The following is an 18,981-nucleotide window of genomic DNA, read 5'->3' on the forward strand; positions in this document are numbered from 1 at the left end:
TGAGTTCTCAAGGAACGGACGCTTCCTTTGTACTCACCCTCTCGGGCTTTCCTCCGGGCTTCCCTTCGGTCTTGCGTTTCCGACTCTATCAGATCTTTCCGATCCGATTTCCTCGGTGCTTTCCGGTCCCTTTCGCTTTCGCTCCGGGCCCTTCCGGCGGTTCCGACTCTATCAGAACCTTTCGGCGTCTGATTCCCAGTCAGCGGGGTTTGTCTTTGCGGCTGTTGGGCCGTTCCGACGTCCCGAACTCTAGCGGATTCCCCCGGCGCCTCATAATCGAGACTTTCGAAATGAATTTCGGCATGCCGAAATTCTTCCCGGTGGGGAGATCGTGCTGAGTAGGGGTGCCGCTATCAGCGGCGGAGTGGTTGTCGAAGAACCGTTCCGGCTCTGTGACAACTCGGAGAACACTACGCATCCGGCAGGGGTGTGTCAACCCCCGTCCGGTGGTCTCAGTCGAGGTCCGTCAGACGGCCGCCGGCGTCCGGCTGGGTGTGCTCCACGCGGCGGAGGAGGCGGATGAGGACCTCTCCGAGCAGGCCCTTCTCGTCACCCGTGAGGTCCTGGAGAAGGTCCTCCTCGAAGTCCGTGGCCATGCGCATCGCCTCCAGCCACTTCGAGCGGCCCTCGTCGGTGAGCTCGACGATCACACGGACCCGGTTGTTCTCGTCGCGGTCGCGGGTGACCAGGCCCTCGCCGGCCATGCGGTCGATGCGGTGGGTCATCGCGGCCGGGGTGAGACCCAGGCGCTTGGCGAGCTCCCCGGGGCCCAGGCGGTAGGGCTCTCCGGAGAGGACCAGCGTCTTGAGGACCTCCCACTCGGCGTTGCTGATGCCGAGGTCGGCGAGCTGGCGTCCGTACGCCACGTTCATCCGGCGGTTCAGCCGGCCGAGGGCCGAGACCACCTTCTCGACCTGGGGGTCGAGGTCGCGGTACTCGCGCTGGTAGGCGGCGATCTGCTCGTCGAGGCTCGGCTCCTGCGGAGCCTGCGGGCCGGATCGCTCGGGGTTGTCGGACATGCAGGCGAGTATCCCACGCGTCTCGTTGGCGTTGAAGTCCTTCGGTGTGTACTGTTAAGCCGTTAACTTTAGTGTTGAAGTCTTCAAGGTTCAGAGGTACACCTCTGAACCTGCGACCGAAGTGGGTGAGTGTGACCAAGGCGAGGGGCGCAGCGATGCGCCGTATTCAGGCAGGCAGCGCGCTGAGCGCGTTCGGACTCGGCTTCACCGTGCCGTACCTCTATGTGTACGTGGCACAGGTGCGGGATCTGGGCGCGGCGACGGCGGGCATCGTCCTGGCCGTCTTCGCCATGGCCGCGCTGGTGGTGCTGCCGTTCAGTGGGCGGGCCATCGACCGGCGGGGGCCCGTGCCGGTCCTCCTCGTGGCCTCGGTCGTCGCGGCCGTGGGGGCGGTGGGCATGGGCTTCGCCTTCAGCGTGCCCACGGCCGTGGGGGCGGCGGCGCTGCTCGGTGCCGGTACGGCCGTGCTCCAGCCGGCCCTCGCCACGATGATCGTCTGGTGTTCGACGCGTGTCGGTCGCACCCGGGCCTTCGCCACGCAGTTCTTCCTGCAGAACCTGGGGCTCGGTGTCGGTGGTCTGATCGGCGGTCTGCTGGTCGACACGAGCCGTCCGGGCAGCTTCATCCTGCTGTTCTCGATCGAGGCGGCGATGTTCCTCGTCCTCGCGGCGATCGTCGGGACCGTGCGGATGACCGGGTCCCCCGCGCTCCAGGATGCCCGTCCCTCCGAGGGCGGGAAGGGCGGCGGTATCCGGGCGCTGCTCGGGCACAAGGCGATGGTGCAGCTGTGTGTCCTCGGCTTCGTCCTCTTCTTCGCCTGCTACGGACAGTTCGAGTCGGGTCTCGCGGCGTACGGCACGGAGGCCGCCGGTATCCAGCCGTCGACGCTGGGTATGGCGCTCGCCGCCAACACGGCGGTGATCGTCGCCGCCCAGTTCCTGGTGCTGAAGTTCGTCGAGCGCCGTAAGCGGACCCGGGTGATCGCGGCCGTGGGTCTGATCTGGACGGTGGCCTGGCTGATCGCCGGGTACGCGGGCCTCGGGCACGGCAGTCAGGCGATGGCGACGGCGGCCTTCGTCTCCACGTACGCGCTGTTCGGGCTCGGTGAGGCGATGCTGTCGCCGACCGTGGCGCCGCTGGTGGCGGATCTGGCTCCGGAGTCGAGGGTCGGGCAGTACAACTCGGCCTTCGCGCTGGTCAAGCAGTTGGCACTGGCCGTCGGGCCGGCCGTGGGCGGGCCCATGGGGGCCGCGCTGCACGGTCCGTACATCGTGACCTTCGTGCTGTTCTCGCTCGGCATCACGTTCCTCGCCGTGCGGCTCGGCCGGCAGCTGACCCCGGAGCAGAACCAGCCGTCGCTCGCCGTGAAGCCGTCGCGGGTGGTGGCGCAGCACATGCCGGAGAAGGAGACCGCCGCCGCCTAGCCGGGCCCTAGTCCGGCAGGGCGAACTCGCACCACACCGCTTTGCCGCCGCCCGGTGTGCGGCGGCTCCCCCAGGACGAGGCGATCGTCGCGATGATCGAGATACCGCGACCCGCCTCGTCCTCCGTTTCCGCCCTGCGGCGGCGCGGCAGATGGTCGTCCCCGTCCGTCACCTCGATGATCAGGCGGCGGTCCGTACGGCGAAGCCGCAGCCGCATCGGCGGGGTGCCGTGCTGGAGCGAGTTCGCCACGAGTTCGCTGGTGGCGAGTACGCCCAGGTCCCGCAGTTCGACCGGGAAACGCCAGGACGACAGGACGCCCGAGGCGAAGGCACGCGCGCGTGGGGCGGCCTCGACGCCGCCGAGGAGTTCCAGGGCGGCGTTGTGGAAGAGCTCCGCGTCCGCTCCCTTGCGGGACGGGTGCTGGACGACGAGGACGGCGACGTCGTCGTCGTGCTCGGCGGTGACCCCGAGGGAGCGCAGCAGCCGGTCGCAGACCACCTGCGGGGTGCCGCTGGCGCCGGAGAGGGCGCGGGCGAGAGCGGCGACGCCCTCGTCGATGTCCTCGCGGCGGCGCTCGACCAGGCCGTCGGTGTAGAGGACGGCGGTGGAGCCGGGCGGCAGGGCGATGGAGCCGGAGGTGTGGAGCCAGCCGCCGGTGCCGAGCGGCGGTCCGGTCGGGTCCTCGGCGCACCGGACGGTGCCGTCCTCGTCCCGTACGAGGATCGGGAGGTGGCCTGCGGAGGCGTAGACCAGCTTGCCCTCGTTGGGGTCGTGGATCGCGTACACACAGGTGGCGATCTGGCTGGCGTCGATCTCGGCGGCGAGGCCGTCGAGGAGCTGGAGCACCTCGTGCGGGGGCAGGTCCAGGCGCGCGTAGGCCCGGACGGCGGTGCGGAGCTGGCCCATGACGGCGGCGGCGCGCACGCCGCGGCCCATCACGTCGCCGATGACGAGCGCGGTGCGGCCGGCGCCGAGGGTGATCACGTCGTACCAGTCGCCGCCGACGGCCGCGTCGGTGCCGCCGGGCTGGTAGGTGGCGGCGATCCGCAGGTCGTCGGGCTGTTCGAGGTCCTGCGGGAGCAGGGAGCGCTGGAGGGTGACGGCGGTCTCGCGGTGGCGGCGCTCGGAGGCCCGCAGCCGCTCGGCTGCCTCGGCGTGGTCGGTGACGTCCGCGGCGTGGACGAGGACTCCGCCGCCGTCCGCGTGGGGGCTGTCCACGGGCAGGCACGTCACCGTGTACGAACCGCCGTCCTTGGTGCGGCGGGACTTGACCGTGCGCGGCTTGCCGCTGCGCAGCACCTGGTCGATGAGCGGCGGCAGGCCGAGCTCCTCGGCCTCCGGGCAGGAACCGGCGAGGGTGGCGCCCGCGGGGCGCGGCCCGAAGGCGGCGGCATAGGCGTCGTTGACGTACGCGATGCGGTGCTCCGGGCCGTACACGAGCACGACCAGGCCGGGGAGACGGCCGAGCAGCTCCCGTACGGAGAAGTCCTCGACGGCGGGGACGTCGACGGTCTCGGACGGGTCGGCGGCGCCGGGCGCCTCGGCCGAGTCGGTCGCGTCGGTCGCGTCGGTCGCGTCGGTCGCGTCGGTCGCGTCGGCAGCGTTGTTGATGAGCTGCCCCAGCTGCCGCGCGTACTCACCGCGGGCGGCGGGCACGGAGCCTTCGGTCCCCCGCGCCGCGCGGCGCTGTGTGCCGGGGAGCCGGGCGCTCCAACGGGTGAAGTTCACGGATCTGTATGCCTCGTGGTGTCGGTGCCGTGCAGAGTCACGCTGTGCAGGTGTGAGCCCACCTATGGTCACACGTCCAGTGTGGACGAGTGCACTGACAGTGATGTCAGGACGACGGCTTGTCGCCGGGGTCCGGTGGGGGTGCGGCGGCGAGTTCGAATTCGGCGCGGGGGTGTTCCAGGGACCCGAGGGAGACGATCTCCCGTTTGAACAGGCCGGACAGGGTCCACTCGGCGAGGACCCGGGCCTTGCGGTTGAAGGTGGGCACCCGGCTGAGGTGGTAGGCGCGGTGCATGAACCAGGCCGGATATCCCTTGAGTTTCCGTCCGTAGACGTGGGCGACGCCCTTGTGGAGGCCGAGGGAGGCGACGGAGCCGGCGTACGCGTGCGCGTACTCCTTGAGCGGCTGTCCGCGCAGGGAGGCCGCGATGTTCTCGGCGAGGATCTTGGCCTGGCGGACCGCGTGCTGCGCGTTGGGCGCGCACTCCCTGCCGGGCTCCTCCGCGGTCACGTCGGGGACGGCGGCCGCGTCACCCGCGGCCCAGGCGTGGGCGACGCCCTCGACGGCGAGCTGGGCCGTGCAGCGGAGCCGCCCGCGCTCGTTCAGCGGCAGGTCGGTCTCGGCGAGGACGGGGGCCGGTTTGACGCCTGCGGTCCAGACGACGGTGCGGGTCGGCAGCCGGGTGCCGTCGCTGAGGACGGCGACCCGGTCCTCGCAGGAATCGAGGCGGGTCTCCAGGCGTACGTCGATGTTCCGGGCGCGGAGCTCGCGGATCGCGTACCGGCCCATCTCCGCGCCCACCTCGGGCAGGATCCGGTCCGAGGCCTCGACGAGGACCCATCTCAGGTCCTCCGGCTTGACGTTGTGGTAGTACCGCGCCGTGTAGCGGGCCATGTCCTCCAGCTCGGCGAGGGCCTCCACGCCCGCGTACCCGCCGCCGACGAACACGAAGGTCAGGGCCGCGTCACGGAGCCCGGGGTCGCGGGTCGAGGAGGCGATGTCCATCTGCTCGATGACGTGGTTGCGCAGCCCGATGGCCTCCTCGACGGTCTTGAAGCCGATGCCGTGGTCGAGGAGGCCGGGGACCGGGAGGGTGCGGGAGACGGAGCCGGGCGCGATGACCAGCTCGTCGTAGGTGAGGTCGACGGCGCCGGTGCCCTCCTCCGCGGTGGCGAGGGTCGCGAGGGACGCGGTCCGCTTGGCGTGGTCGACGGACTGGACCTCGCCGATGACGATCCGGCAGCGGTCGAGGACCCTGCGGAGCGGCACGACGACATGGCGCGGGGAGATCGAGCCGGCCGCGGCCTCGGGCAGGAACGGCTGGTACGTCATGTACGGCTCGGGGGTGACCACGACGATCTCGGCGGCGCCGGCTCTCAGCTCGGCCCTGAGCTGCCGCTGGAGGCGCAGCGCGGTGTACATGCCGACGTAGCCACCGCCGACGACGAGAATGCGCGCAGGTTCGGTCACTGTCCCATGACGCACTCCCGTCCGTGGTTTGTCCACAGCCTCGACAAATTGTGTGACCGGAAGGGTACGGAGGCGCGGGGTGGCGCGCGAGTCGGGTGCGGGGGAAACGGCGCAGGTCAGGGCGGGCGGGACGGGTCCGGCGGTGGTCCGGAATCGGGAGTGTTCCGGTCCTTGCTCCGATCGGGGGGCGCACCGTACGGAACTCCCCCTTCTGAATTGACCCGGACTCAACTATGTTCGTAGTTCGTCGGGGTGTCGGAGGAGAGCGCGTGGACCGATGCGCTCACCGTCCGGAAGCCCCGTGTCAGGGCGGGGAGTCTCCGGGGGGAGACATCATGAGCGGGGGAACGCTTATGCATATTCAGGATTCACGATGGCAGACGGGCGCCGGGACGGCGACCGTGGACGACGGCCTCCACGCGGGCGTCGTCGGCTCCGAGCGCAACGGCGCATCGGTGGCGGTCGGCGGCAGGTCCGCGCCGCTGCGGGTGGACGCCCAGCGCAATCTGGAGCACGTCCTGCGCGCCGCGCGCGAGGTGTTCGGCGAGCTCGGCTACGGCGCTCCGATGGAGGACGTGGCACGCCGCGCCCGGGTCGGCGTCGGCACCGTCTACCGGCGCTTCCCGAGCAAGGACGTCCTTGTGCGGCGCATAGCCGAGGAGGAGACCTCCCGGCTGACGGAGCAGGCGCGGGCCGCGCTCGGTCAGGAGGAGGAGCCGTGGTCGGCGCTCTCCCGGTTCCTGCGGACCTCGGTGGCCTCGGGCGCGGGGCGGCTGCTCCCGCCGCAGGTGCTGCGGGTGCGCGTGGACGACGCCACGGTGCCGTCCTTCGGTGACGACACGGAGGACGCGGAGAACACGGCCCGGGTGCCGTACCAGCGGGGTGTCTCCGAGCCGGCGGACGCGCGGGTGGTCTCGCCTCGGCCCGTACCGGCCGAGGAGCGGGACGACGCGGGCGCGTCCGAGCTTCTCGAGGTGGTCGGCCGGCTGGTCGACCGGGCGCGTGAGGCGGGTGAGCTGCGGAGGGACGTGACCGTGGCGGACGTCCTCCTCGTCATCGCCACCGCCGCCCCGGCCCTGCCGGACGCGGTGCAGCAGGTGGCGGCGTCGACCCGGCTCCTCGACATCCTTCTTGAGGGGCTGCGGTCCCGGTAGCGGGTTCTTGGTCCGGGCGGACCAGTGAGCATGACACGAACGTGTGAGCGGTTACGCCCGGATGCACGAAGTCGCCCCGGACGAGTGGTAAGTGGACGAGGCGCTTCGGCGCGCCCGCGCTCTGTGGCAGGCTTGGCCGGTGTTCAGGTCTGAGCATGCGTACGGGGGCTTCCGCGATGAGCGGTGACGGTCGGGACGAACCGCTGGGCAACGGCGGTGCCGCCGAGACCGGGGGCCTGCCCCCCGGACAGGTGCCGAGTCAGGGTGGACCCCTCTCCGGCGCGCCGGACACGGCGGCCGAGGTGTTCGACGCGAGCGTTCCGCCGCAGCGCGAGGGCAAGGTGTCCGGGTGGGGGACGGGCGCCGTGGCGGGCAGCGCGGGAGCGCCCCCGGGGGTCTTCGCCGATGCCGACGCGACGCAGGATCACGCACACGCACACGCACACGCGCACGAGCACGACACCGTGCTCCCGCCGCCCGTCGAGCTGCCGCCCTCCGACTCCGAGCTCGTCCAGCTCATGCGGGACGGCGACGACTCCGCGTACGAGGAACTGTTCCGCCGCCACTCCGACGCCGTGCGCCGGTACGCCAGGACCTGCTGCCGGGACGCGCACACCGCCGACGACCTCACCGCCGAGGTCTTCGCCCGCACCCTCCAGGCGGTGCGGGGCGGGGCCGGGCCCGAACAGGCCGTACGCGCCTACCTCATGACCACCGTCCGGCGGGTCGCGGCGAACTGGGCCAGGACCCAGAAGCGGGAACACCTCGTCGAGGACTTCGCCCTGTTCGCGGCGGACGCCGCCCGCTCCTCCGAGTTCTCCGACCAGGACACGCTCGAACTGGGCGCGGACGTGCTGGCCATGCACGAGGCCGAGCAGTCGCTCGCCATGCAGGCCTTCCGCTCGCTGCCCGAGCGCTGGCAGGCCGTCCTCTGGCACACCACCGTCGAGGAGGAGTCGCCGAGCGAGGTCGCGCCGCTCTTCGGGCTCACCGCCAACGCCACGGCCGTACTCGCCAGCCGCGCCCGCGAGGGACTCAAGCAGGCCTACCTCCAGGCACACGTCAGCCAGTCCCTGACGGCCGGCGGCGACTGCGCGCGGTACGCGGACCGGCTCGGCGCCTACGCGCGCGGTGGCCTGCGCATGCGCGCCGAACGCGGACTGCGCAAGCACCTCGACGAGTGCGCCAAGTGCCGGCTCGCCGCCGGTGAGCTGGCCCATGTCAACGCCGGGATCCCCGCGCTGCTGCCGATCGCCGTCATCGGCTGGTTCGCCGCCGGGTACTCGCTCAAGGCGGCCGGTGTCGTCGCAGGAGGCGCCGTCGGCGCGGCCGGTGCGGGCGCCGCGGCCGCCGCCTCCGGGTCCTCGGGAGGCGCGGCCTCCGGAGGCGCCGCCGCCGAAGGGCTCGGCGCGCCCGCGAAGGCGGCTGTCGCGGCGGCCATGGCCGTCGCCGCGGCCGCCGGGCTCGTCTGGGCCATGGCCGGGGACCCGCAGCCCGTGGCCGCGCCCAAGCCGAAACCGCCGGTCGTCACCCCCGTCGTACCGGCGGAGCCCGCGCCCCCGCCGAAGCCCTCGCCGCCGCCGGAGCCCGTACCGCCGCCCCCGCCCGTGACGTCCGAGCCGCCGGCCCCGACCCCCACGCCGAGCCCGCCGAAGCCCTCGCCGACCCCGAGTCCCGAGAAGCCGTCGCCGAAGCCGCCGCCGCCCAGCCCCACGCCGACACCCACCCCCACCCCGACGCCGACGCCGAGCCCCGCGAAACCGTCACCGAAGCCGAAGCCGAAGCCGCCGCCCGCGCCGCCGTCGGTCTACCAGGTCAACGAGCTGGACTACGGCATCTTCGGCGACGGCACCAAGCCCGAGGTCGCGCTCTCCGACAGCAGCTGGATGTGGCTGCGCGAAGGACTCTCCATCGCCGACACCCCGTACGCGCACGGGGTGAGCGTCCAAGCGCCGTCGTCGCTGTTCATCGACCTCAACCGGCGGTGCACGCGTTACGAGGCGGTCGTCGGCGTCGACGACCTGAGCGCCCCGCTCGGCGTCGGCGGCGTCCGCTTCTCCGTGTACGGGGACGAGGAGCGGCTCTGGCGGTCCGACGTGGTCCGGCCGGGCGACCCGCCGGTCCCGGTGCGGGTCGACATCACCGGCCGCAGCACGCTCCGGCTCGTGGTGGAGGAGCACACGCCGTTCGGGCGCGTCGTGGTCGCCGACTGGGCCGAGTCCCGGATCAGCTGCTCCTGACGCCCTCCCGGGCGGTGGCGGTCACGGTCTCCGCGAGGGCCAGCACCTCGTCGACGCCGAGGCCCGTGCCCGCCGCGCGGGCGGCGGCGAGACCCGAGGGGCCGAGCGCGGCCAGCGCCCGGGCCGTCACCTCCTCGATCTCCTGGAGCCCGGGGACCGAGCGGGGGGCCTCGTCGAGCCAGCCGTCGACGGCGGCCAGGACCATCACGGCGCGGTACGGCTCGGCCGCGTCCGCCAGGGTCACGGCGAGCCCCTCCGCGAGGCCGACGGCGACGAACTCCGCGCACTGCGCGTCCCGTGCGTTCCGCAGCGCCTCGGCGGCCGTGCCCACGGCGGCGGCGCCCCGGCCCTCCCGGGCTTCCACCCGGGCGAGGAGCCCGAGCATCACCGCCGCGAAGTGGGGCGGGGGCGTGCCGGTCGCGACCGTCCTGCCCGCCTCCTCCACCTGGGTCCGCGCCTCCGCGGCCTCACCGCGGTGGAGGGCGAGGGCCGCGCGCAGGAAGCGCACGTACACACTGCTGTCGCGCACATGGTGGCGCTCGGCCTCGCGGGCTGCCTCGTCGAGGGCGGCCTCGGCGGCGGCCGTGTCGCCCTTGCGGTAGGCGAGTTCGGCCAGGCGGGCCAGGAGGAACGGGGACTCGGCGTGCGCGCCGACCTCGCGGGCCAGGCGGAGGGCCTCCTCGTACGCCTCGCCGGCCTCCTCGTGGCGGCCGCGTGCCATATGGGCCTCGCCCGCCGCGCTCGCGATCTGGGCCCCCATCCAGCGGTCGCCGACGCGCCGGGCGAGGACACGGAGTTCGGCCAGGTCCTCGTCGACGCCGGGCATCCCGCCGGGCAGGTCGACGACCATGTGCGTACGGGACATGAGGCTGACGCCGACCTCCCAGTCGCCGCCGTGGCGGCGGCAGTTGGCGACGGCCACGTCGAGGAGGTGCCGGATCACGGCCGGCTCCTCGGTGAGGTACGCGGTGAACGGCCACAGCAGCCCCGGGAAGCGGGCGCTCTCGGGCCCCGGCCGCTCGCCGAACGCGGCCCGGACGCGCCGCACGAGCGCGAGCGTCTCCGGCCGCTGGTAGTCGCCCGTCGTGTGGCTCTCGACCGACAGGAAGAAGTGCATCATGCGCAGGTGCATGCGGGGCCAGTACCGGGGGTCGGCGGGGTCGTCCGGGTCCTCGCCCAGCGCGATCGTGCGATCGACCCAGCTCAGGCCCTCGGGGCGGTAGTTGCGCAGCCACCAGAACCAGCCCATGGCGAAGACGAGGCGGTGGGCGGCGGCCTCGTCGGGGGAGGTGACGAGGGTGGTGACGAGCGTACGGTGCAGGGCGGCGCGGATGTTGTCGAGGTCGCGTTCGATCCGGTCGATCCACGGAAGCTGCTCGCCCGAGCGGAGCATGGGCTCGGCGGTCTCCGCGAGGGCCGTGAAGTGGGCGGTGTGGTCGGCCTCGGCGTCGGCGAGGAGTATCGGGGTCTCGGAGGCGCGCTCGGCCGCGTACTCGTGGATGGTCTCCAGGAGCCGGTAGCGCATCTCGCCGCCGTCGGTGGGGGTGGCGACGACGAGGGACTTGTCGACGAGGGCGCCGAGGGAGTCGGCCGCACGCGGGGAGAGGGCCTCCGCCGCGGCGAGGTCCCAGCCGCCGGCGAAGACCGAGACCTGGCGGAGCAGGGTGCGTTCGTCCGGGTCGAGCAGGTCCCAGGACCAGTCGACGACCGCGCGGAGGGTCTGCTGGCGGGGCAGGACGGTGCGGGCGCCGGAGGTGAGGAGCCGGAAACGGTCGTCGAGGCGGTCGGCTATCTGGCGCGGGGTGAGCAGACGCAGCCGGGCCGCGGCCAGTTCGATGGCGAGCGGCAGGCCGTCGAGCCTGCGGCAGATCTCGTCGACGGCCTCGCCGTCCTCCCTTGCCAGGTCGAAGGCGGGGCGTACGGCGCGGGCGCGCTCGACGAAGAGGCGGTGGGCCGGGTCGGGCGGGAGGGGCTCGACGGGGCGGACCGACTCGCCGGGGACGCCGAGGGGTTCGCGGCTCGTGGCGAGGACGCGGAGCTGCGGGCAGTGGGTGAGGAGGGTCTCGGCGAGGGCGGCGGCCGCGTCGATCACGTGCTCGCAGTTGTCGAGGACGAGGAGGAGCGGGCGGCGGGACAGATGCTCGACGAGATGGGCGGTGGGGTCGTCCTGGAGGGGTACGCCGTCACGGGTGAGCAGGTTGATCTCGCGGAGCCGGAGCGCGGAGAGGACGGCGCCGGGGAGTGCCTCGGGGTCGTCGAGCGGGGCCAGTTCGACGATCCAGGCGGCCGGCCCCCCGACCGCCCGGAGCGCGGCCTCCTCGGCGAGCCGCGTCTTGCCGGATCCGCCGGGTCCGGTGAGCGTGACGAGGCGGGAGCGGGCCAGGTCGGCGTGGAGCGCGGCGAGCTCGGGCTCGCGGCCGACGAAGGAGGTGAGGCGGGGGCGGATGTTGCCGGGGGTGGGGGGCCCGGTCGCGGGTGCGGTCGGTTCCGCTGGTTCGTCGTCGCGGGGGGCGGAGCCCGTACGGGGTCCCCGGGCGGGTCGGGGCGGCGGGCCCGCGAGGAGTTCCCGGTGGAGGGCGGTGAGTTCGGGGCCCGGGTCCGTGCCGAGGGCGTCCGCGAGGGTGCGGCGGGCCGACTCGTAGGCGGCGAGGGCGTCGGCGTGGCGGCCCTCGGCCCGCAGGGCGCGGATGAGGTGGGCGCGGAAGGCCTCGTCGTACGGGTACGTGGTCGTGAGTTCGGTCAGTTCCGGTACGAGTCCGTCGGTGGCGCCCCGGCGCAGATCGGCCTCGACGCGCCGGCGGAGCGCCGCGAGCCGCTGGGCCTCGGGCCGGACGCCGGCCGGGTCGGGCAGGTCGGCGAGGGCGGGGCCGCGGAAGAGGGCGAGGGCGTGACGGAGGAGGGCGGCGGCGGTGTCGGGGTCGCCGTCGTCCAGGCGGGCGACCGCGTCCCTGACATGGCGCTCGAAGACGTACAGGTCGATGTCGTCGGGGGCGGCGACGAGCCGGTAGCCGGGGCCGGGGGTGGAGGCGACGGCCTCCCTGCCGAGGATCCGGCGGAGGCGGCCGACCAGGGCCTGGAGGGCGGCGGGCGCGTCCTGCGGTGGGTCGTCCCCGTACACGTCGTCGGCGAGTTCGACGACGGAGGCCGACCGGCCGCCGCGCAGCGCGAGCGCGGTGAGGAGCGCGCGAAGCCGGGCGCCGCCGAGGGGGAGGGGGGTGCCGCGGGGGTCGAGGGCCTCGGTGGTGCCGAGGATGAGATACCGCACCGGCTCATTGTGTCCGGTGGGTGGCGCGTACGCCTCGGGGTTTACCCGGGTGCGGCCCTCGGGGTCGGGCCGTCGAAACGCGGAGGTGTCGAGGTCGAAGCCGAGGGGGCGGGGAAGCGCGACGGTTGTCCCCAGCTTGTGGATGGACTTGTGGCCGTAGTCGCTCCCGGAGGGCTCGGAGGGCTCGGAAGGCTCGGAACGGACGACGGCCCCGCCGTCAGGCCGGCAAGGACCTCGACGCCGGGATCAGGGGGCCCTGGACCGCTCGGTGGGCGCGGGGTTCCGTGGTGTTCGTCCAGCAGGAGCCTCGGCGGGACAGGAGGCGGTGGAGCCAGAGTTCGGTGGAGACCAGGTCGGCCAGGCCGTCCAGGGGGACCGGTTCGCCGTCGGCCGCCGCGCGGAGGGCCTTGCGGACGACGCGGGCCTCGATCAGGCCGGCGTCGGCGAGGAGCGGGGCGTCGAAGAGGGCGAGGAGCTGGGGCAGCGCCGTACGCAGGCCCGCGCGCGTGGCGGCGGCCGGGACCGCCGGGTGCGGGGCACCCCAGCCCGGCGGGAGGTCGTGGACGCCTGCGCCGGAGAGGACCGTGCGCAGGACGCCCGCGCGTGCGTCCGGCTGGACCCGGAGCGCTTCCGGGAGGGCCCGGCAGGCCCGTACCACCTGGTTGTCGAGGAAGGGGGCGTGGAGGCGCTGGCCGCGGATCTCGGCGGCCTGTTCGAGCACCCGGTGGTCGGCCGCGGCGCGCGCGAGGGCGGCACGCGCGCGTGCCTCGCCCGGGCGCTGGACGGAGGTCGGCAGGGTCGCCGCCCGGTTCAGGCGAACCGATACTTCAGCCAGCGCCTCCCCCGTCAGCCACCGCGCCGCCGGCCCCGGCCGCGACCAGGTGAGTGCGGAGAGGGACGCCTCCAGGGGGCCGAAGCCGTCCGGCGCCGTGCGGTTCGCCTCCAGGACCCGCTGGGCCGCCGCCTCCAGACCCGTCCGGTACGGGGTACGCGCCAGCTTCCGCGCCGCCCGGTACACGGTCAGCGGCACGAGCAGCGAACCCGCCGACGGCCCCGACGCCTTGGCCAGCGCCGTCACGGGACGCACCAGGGAGCGGCGCCTGCGGTCCATCAGGAGGTCGGCCAGGCGCGCCGGGTGCGCGTCCAGGACCTGCTTGGCGCCCATGCCGGTGAAGTGGTCGGCGCTGCCGCCCGCGAGCCGTCTCCGGTGCCGCTCGGCCGTGACGAGCGCGGGCCCCGGCTCGTCGGTGAGCGGACCGTCGAGGACGGCGTACGGGAGTGCCTCCTCGCCCCCCGCGACGACCACGTGGTGCAGGCGCGGGTCGGCCGCGATCTCCCCGGCCCGCTTCAGCTCGTCCGCACGGCTCGAACCGGTCCGTGTCACCAGGTCGTTGAAGGTGACGGCGAGCAGCCGCTCCCCCGCGCCCGTGCCGTGGCCGATGATCGTGCCCGGCACCCCCGGGAGCCCCGCCGCGAGCAGCGCGAGCGTGCCGGAGGCGCTGCCGCCGGACAGATCGGCGCCGATGCCGGGCGCCGGGCCGGCGCCCCGGGCCGCCCGGCGGTCGGCGGGCCCCATGCCGGGGACGGGGCCCGGGTCGGGAAGCGAGGTCTCCGGCGCGTGCCGGGGGGCGGTGAGCCGGGCGCGTACGGCCTCGACCAGGGCGTCCCGTACCCCTTCGACGGCCTGCCGGGGGTCCGTCTGGGCCGCCGCGACCGCGAGCGAGGCGACCTGTTCGTACCCGGTGATCTCGCGCGCGCCCTCCCGCAGGATCAGCGCGTGGCCGGGCGGCACCCGCCGGACCCCCTCGTACGGGGTGGAGTCGCGCAGCGCCTCGGGGGTCTCGGGGCAGGCGAGCAGCGCGGCCAGGTGGCCGATGTCGAGCTGGGCCTCGACGAGGTCGGCGAGCGGCAGGGCCGCGGTGGCGTACGCGGTGCCGCCCTGCCACGGGGTGTGGAACACGGGACGGGCGCCCGCGAGATCACCCGTGACGGTGACGCGGCGGCCGGCCTTGACGACCGCCGTGTAGCTTCCGGGCCAGGCCGTGAGGTGCCGCAACGCGCCCCCGCGCGCGGTGAGCAGGCCGATCCTCAGCTCCTCGTCGCTCGCGGCGCAACAGCCGAGCACGGCGAGGCGGGTGTGGTCGTCGAGGGCCACCACCCGCACCTCGTCCGGGCGCCAGTCGCCGACCGCCCACAGCGGATCGGGGTCGCCCCACAGGAGTTGTGCGCCCACCGGTTGCACCGTGCGCCCCTCGGTGGCGGCGGAGGAGGAAGAGGAGGGAGCGGAGCCGCCGTAACCGGTTCCGTAGCCGTTGTCGTGGCGGGCGTCGTACGAGCCGTGCGCGCTGTTCCCGGCGCCGTACGAGCGTCCGGCCGTCGTTGCGAAGCTCGCGGCGACACTGCTCCAGCCCACCAGCCATCGCATCGGCGCCTCCACGTCCGTTCCGGTGGAGGACATGCTGCCACGACAACGGCGCACCGGGCGGGGTCCGGGCGCACGCGCGCGAAAGGTGAATGCGCCCCTGGCATGGGCCAGTTGACCACCGGCGTCATTCGGCCAAATATCGACCCTCCCCGGCGGGGGTGGAAGGCGTCCGGGCATCCGCCCGCGCTCAGCGGTTCCCACCGGTCACCGGCAGCCCGGGAGGCGCTCCCGCCTCCCGGTGCCGTCCGCCGCCCGCGGGGAGCGGGGCGGCGGTATCCCCCAGCCCACTGGTCCGGGACACCCTTCCCGGCCGAGTGGGCCGACCCACGCGTTCCCCATGGAAGCGCTCCCCCGACGGCCCGGAGAGAGCGCACGGCCGGGCGCACGGCCACACGGCAGGAGCACGATCCGGCCGACCGGTCCGACCCGTCGGCCTTTCACACAACAATCTCGCCATACGGAACTCCGCCCCTTAACGGTAGGGATGCGGCGAACTACGCTGTGTTTACGAATGCCGCACGCCTATGCCCGGCGTCGTGGCGGCCGTCTGTGTTGTCGAGGGGTGGCGTCATGTCCAGGGAGCAACGCGGGCCGAACGAAAAGCTCGGCACGGTTCTCGCCCTCGCGGGAATCAGCAACGCCGGGCTCGCCCGGCGCGTCAACGACCTCGGGGCGCAGCGGGGCCTGACGCTTCGGTACGACAAGACCTCGGTCGCCCGGTGGGTGGCCAAGGGCATGGTGCCGCAGGGCGCGGCGCCGCACCTGATCGCCGCCGCGATCGGGCAGAAGCTCGGCCGGCCCGTGCCGCTGCACGAGATCGGGCTCGCCGACGCCGACCCGGCGCCCGAGGTGGGGCTCGCCTTCCCGCGCGACGTGGGCGAGGCGGTGCGCTCGGCCACCGATCTGTACCGGCTCGACCTCGCCGGCCGGCGGGCCGGCGGCGGGATCTGGCAGTCGCTCGCCGGGTCCTTCGCGGTGAGCGCGTACGCGACGCCCGCGTCCCGTTGGCTGATAACCCCCGCCGACCCGTCGGTGGAGCGCGAGGCACCGCCCGCTGCGGGCGGCATCACGGCCGCCGCTGCCGCCGTCGCCGTCGCGGAGCACGCGCGCGTGGGTCACAGCGACGTCGCCAAACTCCGCGAGGCCGCCGAGGACGCGCGCCGCTGGGACTCCAAGTACGGCGGCGGGGACTGGCGGTCGTCCATGGTCCCCGAGTGCTTACGGGTGGACGCCGCACCGCTCCTCCTCGCCTCCTACTCGGACGAGGTCGGCCGGGCCCTGTTCGGCGCGACCGCCGAGCTCACCCGGCTCGCCGGCTGGATGGCCTTCGACACCGGCCAGCAGGAGGCCGCCCAGCGCTACTACATCCAGGCCCTGCGGCTCGCCCGCGCCGCCGCCGACGTGCCCCTCGGCGGCTACGTCCTCGCCTCCATGTCCCTCCAGGCCACCTACCGGGGCTTCGCCGACGAGGGCGTCGACCTCGCCCAGGCCGCGCTCGAACGGAACCGGGGCCTGGCCACCGCCCGCACCATGTCCTTCTTCCGGCTCGTCGAGGCACGCGCGCACGCGAAGGCCGGTGACGGGGTCGCCGCCGCAGCCGCGCTCAAGTCCGCCGAGGGCTGGCTGGAGCGCTCCCGGGCGGGCGACGCCGACCCGACCTGGCTGGGCTTCTACTCGTACGATCGGTTCTGCGCCGACGCGGCGGAGTGCTACCGCGACCTGAAGGCGCCCCGCGAGGTGCGCCGCTTCACCGAGCAGGCGCTCTCCCGGCCGACCGAGGAGTTCGTCCGCTCGCACGGGCTTCGGCTCGTGGTGTCGGCCGTGGCCGAGCTGGAGTCGGGCAACCTGGACGCGGCCTGCGCGGCGGGTACGCGCGCGGTGGAGGTGGCCGGCCGGATCTCCTCGGCGCGGACGACGGAGTACGTACGGGATCTGCTGCACCGGCTCGAACCGTACGGGGACGAGCCGCGGGTCATGGAACTGCGGGAGCGGGCCAGGCCGCTGCTTGTCGCCCCGGCGTGAGCCCGCCCGGCGTGAAGCCCACCCCGGCGGCGTGAAGCCCACCCCGCCTGACGTGATGCCCGCCCCGGCGGCGTGACGCCCGCGCCCCGGCGGCGTGACCTGCGTCTCGTGAGCTCGCGCGAGGTTTCACGGGAATGTCAGTGGGCCAGTGCACTATCGGGGGTGGGAGGTGGCGCTGGTGTTTGACTGTGACGTGCTGGTGATCGGCGGCGGGATCGTCGGTCTGTCGACGGCCTACGCCCTGACGCGCGCCGCTCCCGGCACCCGGGTCACGGTCCTGGAGAAGGAGCACGCCCTCGCGCGCCACCAGACCGGGCGCAACAGCGGGGTGATCCACAGCGGGATCTACTACCGGCCGGGCTCGCTCAAGGCCCGGTTCGCGGTCGAGGGCGCGGCCGAGATGGTCAAGTTCTGCGCGGAGTGGGACATTCCGTACGAGGTGACGGGCAAGCTCGTCGTCGCCACCGCGCGCGAGGAGCTGCCCCGGCTGCACGCGCTCGTGCAGCGCGGCAGGGAGAACGGCATTCCGGTCCGGGAGCTGGGACCGGCGCAGATCAGCGAGTACGAGCCGCGGGTGCGGGGCCTGGCCGCGATCCACGTCGGCACGACCGGCATCTGCGACTACGGGGCGGTGTCGGAGCGGCTCGCCGAGGCCTCCGGCGCACGGATCCTGTACGGGGCCGAGGTCACCGTGATCGACCGGCGGCCGTGGGGGGTCGCCGTGCGGACGGCGGACGGGCGGGTGGTGCGGGCGCGGGTCCTGGTGAACTGCGCGGGGCTGCACTGCGACCGGATCGCGCGGCTCGCGGGCGACGACCCGGGCATGCGGATCGTCCCCTTCCGGGGGGAGTACTACGAGCTGGCGGACCCCTCGCTGGTGCGGGGCCTGGTCTATCCGGTGCCGGACCCGGCGTTCCCCTTCCTCGGGGTGCACCTGACCCGGGGCATCGACGGTGGCGTCCACATCGGGCCGAACGCGGTTCCGGCGCTGGCGCGGGAGGGGTACGGCTGGTCCGTCGTCCGCCCGCGCGAACTGGGCGCCACCCTGGCGTGGCCCGGCTCGTGGTCGATCGCCCGGGCGCACTGGCGGTACGGGGCGGGGGAGCTGCACCGGTCGCTGTCGAAGCGGGCGTTCACGGAGGCGGTGCGGCGACTGCTGCCCGTGGTGCGGGAGTCCGACCTGCGGCGGTCTTCGGCGGGGGTGCGGGCGCAGGCGGTGCTGCGGGACGGGACGCTGGTCGACGACTTCCTGATCCGGGAGGCGGCCCGGACGGTCCACGTCCTGAACGCGCCTTCGCCGGCGGCGACGGCGTCGCTGCCGATCGGCCGGGAGGTGGCGGGCCGGGCGCTGGCCTTCCTGTGACCGGCCCCACGCCGGGCCTGGTGGGAGGCCGGGCGCCGTAGAATTGGGGGCATTGTGTCTGAGCAGACTGAGAAGAGCCCGTACCCCACCCCGCGCGGCAGCCAGCGGTTCGCCCCCGGCGAGGGGCCCCTGCCCGACCCCGCGGGGTCGCATCACGAGCGCCGCATCCGCAGCTTCCAGCCCCGCCGCAGCCGCGTCACCACCGGCCAGGCCGAGGCCATGCTGAAGCGGTGGCCCGACTGGGGCCTCGACATCGACGGCAAGCGGGTCCTCGACCTCGGCGCGATGTTCGACGGGCTCCCGGTCGTCCTGGAGATCGGCTTCGGCATGGGCGAGGCGACCGCGCAGATGGCCGCCGCCGACCCCGGCACCGGCATCCTCGCCGTCGACGTGCACACCCCGGGCCAGGGCAATCTGCTCGGCCTCGCCGACCGCAACGGCCTGACGAACGTCCGGGTCGCCAACGGCGACGCGATCATCCTGCTCCGCGAGATGCTCGCCACGGACGCCCTCGACGGCTGCCGGGTCTACTTCCCCGACCCGTGGCCCAAGGCGCGCCACCACAAGCGGCGGCTCATCCAGCCCGAGTTCCTCGACCTCCTCGCGACCCGGATGAAGCCCGGAGCCGTACTGCACTGCGCGACGGACTGGGAGGAGTACGCCGAGCAGATGCTGGAGGTGCTCTCCGCGCATCCGGACTTCGAGAACACCCTGGCCGACGGCGGTTACGCGCCCCGCCCCGACTTCCGGCCCCTCACCCGCTTCGAGGGTCAGGGCCTGGACAAGGGCCATGTCGTGCACGATCTGCTCTTCCGCCGGAAGTGACCCCGAGCGGGTAACCGGGTAACTGCGTCGCCCGGTGTCGGTGG

11 protein-coding genes are annotated in these 18,981 nt (G+C 73.9%); 6 read left to right on the top strand and 5 right to left on the bottom strand.

From position 1 onward, the window contains the following. Positions 1-452: 452 nt before the first annotated feature. Positions 453-1,019, bottom strand: coding sequence for a MarR family winged helix-turn-helix transcriptional regulator (locus ACIRB7_RS28020; RefSeq protein ID WP_403603764.1), 567 nt, complete (start codon positions 1,017-1,019; stop codon positions 453-455). Positions 1,020-1,174: 155 nt separating this feature from the next. On the opposite strand from ACIRB7_RS28020, the gene ACIRB7_RS28025 reads away from it, so the two are divergent. Further along, the gene (locus ACIRB7_RS28025; protein ID WP_403603766.1) at positions 1,175-2,443 is read left to right on the top strand and encodes an MFS transporter; all 1,269 of its coding nucleotides are present in this window, start codon (positions 1,175-1,177) and stop codon (positions 2,441-2,443) included. A 7-nt stretch (positions 2,444-2,450) separates the two neighbouring features. Here the strand turns inward: ACIRB7_RS28025 and ACIRB7_RS28030 are convergent, their stop codons facing one another. Both ACIRB7_RS28030 and ACIRB7_RS28035 read right to left on the bottom strand, forming a co-directional pair. After that, the gene (locus ACIRB7_RS28030) at positions 2,451-4,172 is read right to left on the bottom strand and encodes a SpoIIE family protein phosphatase (RefSeq protein WP_403603768.1); all 1,722 of its coding nucleotides are present in this window, start codon (positions 4,170-4,172) and stop codon (positions 2,451-2,453) included. A 106-nt stretch (positions 4,173-4,278) separates the two neighbouring features. After that, complete coding sequence (locus ACIRB7_RS28035; protein ID WP_403603770.1) at positions 4,279-5,643, bottom strand: NAD(P)/FAD-dependent oxidoreductase; 1,365 nt, start codon at positions 5,641-5,643, stop codon at positions 4,279-4,281. A gap of 353 nt (positions 5,644-5,996) precedes the next feature. Here ACIRB7_RS28035 and ACIRB7_RS28040 point away from each other — a divergent pair, with 353 nt between their 5' ends. Together ACIRB7_RS28040 and ACIRB7_RS28045 are read left to right on the top strand one after the other, a co-directional pair. Then, positions 5,997-6,797: a TetR/AcrR family transcriptional regulator gene (locus ACIRB7_RS28040; RefSeq protein ID WP_403603772.1), complete on the top strand. Its 801-nt coding sequence runs from the start codon at positions 5,997-5,999 to the stop codon at positions 6,795-6,797. Between the two features lie 176 nt (positions 6,798-6,973). Beyond that, entirely contained in the window at positions 6,974-9,037 is a 2,064-nt protein-coding gene (locus tag ACIRB7_RS28045) for a sigma-70 family RNA polymerase sigma factor (RefSeq protein ID WP_403603773.1), read from the top strand. On the opposite strand, the gene ACIRB7_RS28050 is transcribed toward ACIRB7_RS28045, so the two are convergent. Together ACIRB7_RS28050 and ACIRB7_RS28055 are read right to left on the bottom strand one after the other, a co-directional pair. Beyond that, complete coding sequence (locus tag ACIRB7_RS28050) at positions 9,024-12,302, bottom strand: AfsR/SARP family transcriptional regulator (RefSeq protein ID WP_403603775.1); 3,279 nt, start codon at positions 12,300-12,302, stop codon at positions 9,024-9,026. The two genes, ACIRB7_RS28045 and ACIRB7_RS28050, sit on opposite strands and share 14 nt — an antisense overlap. A gap of 217 nt (positions 12,303-12,519) precedes the next feature. Next, positions 12,520-14,727 (bottom strand): asparagine synthase-related protein, encoded by a 2,208-nt coding sequence (locus tag ACIRB7_RS28055; protein WP_403604367.1) that lies wholly within the window; start codon positions 14,725-14,727, stop codon positions 12,520-12,522. Positions 14,728-15,297: 570 nt separating this feature from the next. On the opposite strand from ACIRB7_RS28055, the gene ACIRB7_RS28060 reads away from it, so the two are divergent. From ACIRB7_RS28060 to trmB, 3 genes are all read left to right on the top strand, one after another. Beyond that, on the top strand, positions 15,298-16,749 hold the full coding sequence (locus ACIRB7_RS28060; protein WP_403603777.1) for an MFS transporter: 1,452 nt from the start codon (positions 15,298-15,300) through the stop codon (positions 16,747-16,749). Between the two features lie 178 nt (positions 16,750-16,927). Next, positions 16,928-18,112, top strand: coding sequence for an L-2-hydroxyglutarate oxidase (gene lhgO, locus ACIRB7_RS28065; protein WP_403603779.1), 1,185 nt, complete (start codon positions 16,928-16,930; stop codon positions 18,110-18,112). 54 nt (positions 18,113-18,166) lie between these two features. Then, complete coding sequence (trmB, locus tag ACIRB7_RS28070; RefSeq protein ID WP_403603781.1) at positions 18,167-18,937, top strand: tRNA (guanosine(46)-N7)-methyltransferase TrmB; 771 nt, start codon at positions 18,167-18,169, stop codon at positions 18,935-18,937. Positions 18,938-18,981 lie beyond the last annotated feature (44 nt).

Origin of the sequence: Streptomyces sp. NPDC093795 (assembly GCF_044764665.1) — a bacterium.
GTDB lineage: Bacteria > Actinomycetota > Actinomycetes > Streptomycetales > Streptomycetaceae > Streptomyces.

Coding starts and splice junctions, on each gene's coding strand:
- ACIRB7_RS28020 (WP_403603764.1), bottom strand. CDS start 1,019: ATGTCCGACAACCCCGAGCGATCCGGCCCGCAGGCTCCGCAGGAGCCG.
- ACIRB7_RS28025 (WP_403603766.1), top strand. CDS start 1,175: ATGCGCCGTATTCAGGCAGGCAGCGCGCTGAGCGCGTTCGGACTCGGC.
- ACIRB7_RS28040 (WP_403603772.1), top strand. CDS start 5,997: ATGCATATTCAGGATTCACGATGGCAGACGGGCGCCGGGACGGCGACC.
- ACIRB7_RS28045 (WP_403603773.1), top strand. CDS start 6,974: ATGAGCGGTGACGGTCGGGACGAACCGCTGGGCAACGGCGGTGCCGCC.
- ACIRB7_RS28055 (WP_403604367.1), bottom strand. CDS start 14,727: ATGCGATGGCTGGTGGGCTGGAGCAGTGTCGCCGCGAGCTTCGCAACG.
- ACIRB7_RS28060 (WP_403603777.1), top strand. CDS start 15,298: ATGTCCAGGGAGCAACGCGGGCCGAACGAAAAGCTCGGCACGGTTCTC.